The sequence below is a fragment of the Paenibacillus sp. N119s genome, from assembly GCF_059447605.1.
This window is the reverse complement of the sequence record NZ_JCAJRU010000384.1, coordinates 1-2,775: the sequence shown is the minus strand read 5'-3', so window position 1 is coordinate 2,775 and position 2,775 is coordinate 1. Positions and strand designations below refer to the sequence as shown.

The 2,775-nt window shown below is 48.6% G+C and carries 2 protein-coding genes; both read right to left on the bottom strand.

Annotation, left to right across the window (positions count from 1 at the left end):
- Positions 1-921, bottom strand: a 921-nt coding sequence (locus AC5V8P_RS24930) for an MFS transporter (RefSeq protein WP_495473993.1), incomplete at its 3' end; no start/stop codon positions are given.
- Positions 922-967: 46 nt separating this feature from the next.
- Positions 968-2,775, bottom strand: a 1,808-nt coding sequence (locus tag AC5V8P_RS24925) for a molybdopterin-containing oxidoreductase family protein (RefSeq protein WP_495473992.1), incomplete at its 5' end; no start/stop codon positions are given.

The window sequence follows — 2,775 nt, the reverse complement described above, 5'->3', positions numbered from 1 at the left end:
AGTATAGTTCTGTGTGCCCAGAATGACAATATAGGCAGCCAAATAGAATCCTCCAGCCCATGTCATTTGCGCCGAAGCATGGTGAGCATACAGCCGTTTGATCCAGAAAATAATAGGTTGTGCGGCAAAAATAAGGATACCATTCAACGTCCAGAGTAATCCATACATCGTTTTAGGTAAGCCCTGCTCAATAATGTAGGGAGAAACCCCTGTATTCCAGATGGAATTGCCAAACCATAAAAAGAGCGAGCCTAATCCTACAAAGAGATATAGCCTGGTATCACGAAACAGCAACCGAGCTGGTATTTCCTCTCTTTTCATCACGGATTTGCTGAACTGAACTTCCCCCTCCTCCCGATCCACTCTACTTAAATAAGACCAGAAGAACCCGGCAAATACCGCAGAAGTTACCCCGTTCATTACAAAGCTGAGCTGATAGGAAAGGTCAGCCAGAACACCGCTCAGTCCCGTTCCAAGTGCGACCCCAATATTGTTCGCAACATAAATAATATTAAACAACTCTCCACGACGGTCAGCAAAACGAAAACCTACAAAGGCCTGAATCGCAGGCACAGATACCACATTAAAAAAACCGATAAAGCCCATCATGATGACAAATGCTACCCAATGACCACTGGTAAATGGAAGCGAGAAAAGCCCCAACGCATTCATGGCCAGTGAGCCGACAATCAGTTTCTTGGCTCCAATACGATGATAAAGGGCTCCGCCCAGCACTTGACCAAAAATTCCGCCCAACGACTGCACTAAAATTGCAATCCCCGCATCTTCCATACTACGATTCAGCTCGTCAAATACATACATGCTGACAAGCGGCCACATGAGGGAACTCCCGGCCGAATTAATCAGGCTGGCCACAAGAAATACTTTTACTTCTTTCGGATAAGACTCCAACCATTTCATATTTTTTGCTTCTCCTTTTGCACCTGACGCCATAAAAGGCAGTTTCTCATTGGCGCTTTACATTCACCACCGTTGAGAAAAAAGTAGCCCCCTGCCCCATATCCGACAGCCGGTCAGAGGTTAACACATTCGCACGCTGTCTACGTCCCTTGCCTTCCCACCATAATCCTTGGCTAATTACCGTACCGGGCAACATCAGATCGGTAACCTTGGCTTTCAACTCATATGTTCCTCTGTCATTCCAGACGGTGACCGGATCGCCATCTGCGATGTCTCTTGCCTGAGCATCTTCCGGGTGAATTTGCAGCAAAGGCTCCCGCTCCAGTCGCTGATGCTTGGGCAAATTTGCGAAAGTTGAATTCAAGAAGTTATGGTTTGGCGGTGAAACAAACATCAATGGAAAACGATCATCCGCTTGCGGTCGACGCTCTCCGTCGTACCCTTCGATCAGCGGTACATAAGAGGGCATTGCGGGCAGACCTGCTTGTTTCATTTTTTCCGAATACAACTCAATCTTGCCTGAAGGCGTAGTTAGACGCCCCAAATAATTAGCCTTTTGCGTCATATCGAGCTTGACAAAAGGTGACTTTTTTAAGGCATCCAAGGTGACACCGTTGAGATAAGGGTTTGTTGGATTATCCAGCGCACCTACGATCATATCCTCTTCACTTTCCGTAAAGGCAGCTTCTTCAAAGCCCATTGCCCGTCCGAGCAGGCTAAACAGCTCATAATTACTTTTGCTTTCGCCAAGCGGCTCAATAACTGGCTGCTGCATTTGGATATAGTGGTGCCAGTACGATTTATATAGGTCTGTACCTTCAAAAGAAGACGAAGCAGGCAGCACAATATCTGCATAGCGGGCCGTATCCGTTAGGAACAAGTCATGAACAACCGTAAACAGATCCTCTCGTTCAAATCCCTTCGTCACCCGTTCCGAATCGGGTGCTACAACTACCGGATTACTACAATATACGAATAATGCCTTAATCGGCTGTTCCTTCTGTAATAGCGCCTCTCCGATCCGATTCATGTTAATCACCCGGGCGTCCGGGTTCTGTCGCAGATCAGGGCGCTCCAGATGGGCGCTGTTAATCTTGGCATAAGCACCATTGGAGCGTGATGCTCCCCCGCCGTGCTTCAACCATTGTCCCGTGAGCGCAGGCAAGCATGTAACTGCGCGTACGTTCATACCGCCATTATCATGATGTTGAAGCCCATTTCCGATATTGATATAGGCCGCTCGCGCCTTCCCGTACATTTCCGCCAAACGGATAACATCCTCCTCGGGTACGCCAGTAATCTGTGAAACCCGCTCTGGTGTATAGGTCTTAACATGCTCGCGCAATTCCTCATGACCTACGGTGTAGCGACGTAGAAAATCCTCGTCTGTCAGTCCCTGCTCGAACAGCACATGCATAACCCCCAGCGCGAGTGCCGCATCCGTGCCCGGATATAACGGAATGAACCAATCCGCCCATTGCGCCGTCCGGTTGCGATGAACATCTATAACAATCACCTTAGCACCTTTTTTACGTGCTTTCTCAGCCAATACGACCTGATGCATGTTGGTGCTGATGACATTTCCGCCCCATACAATAATGAGATCTGCATCCTCTGTATCCTCCGGGCTCGTACCGCCCTTAAACCCCATAACGGATGCCCAGCCTTCATTCCCAGCCACGCTGCAAATCGTCTGATCCAACTGGCTTGAACCCAGCGCATTGAAAAAGCGGCGGTCCATTCCATCTACACTCAACACACCCATATTGCCATAAAAGCTGTAGGGGAGAATCGACTCCGGTCCGTCTGTACGTATCAGCTCCTTGAACCGACCTGTAATGGTATCGACCGCCT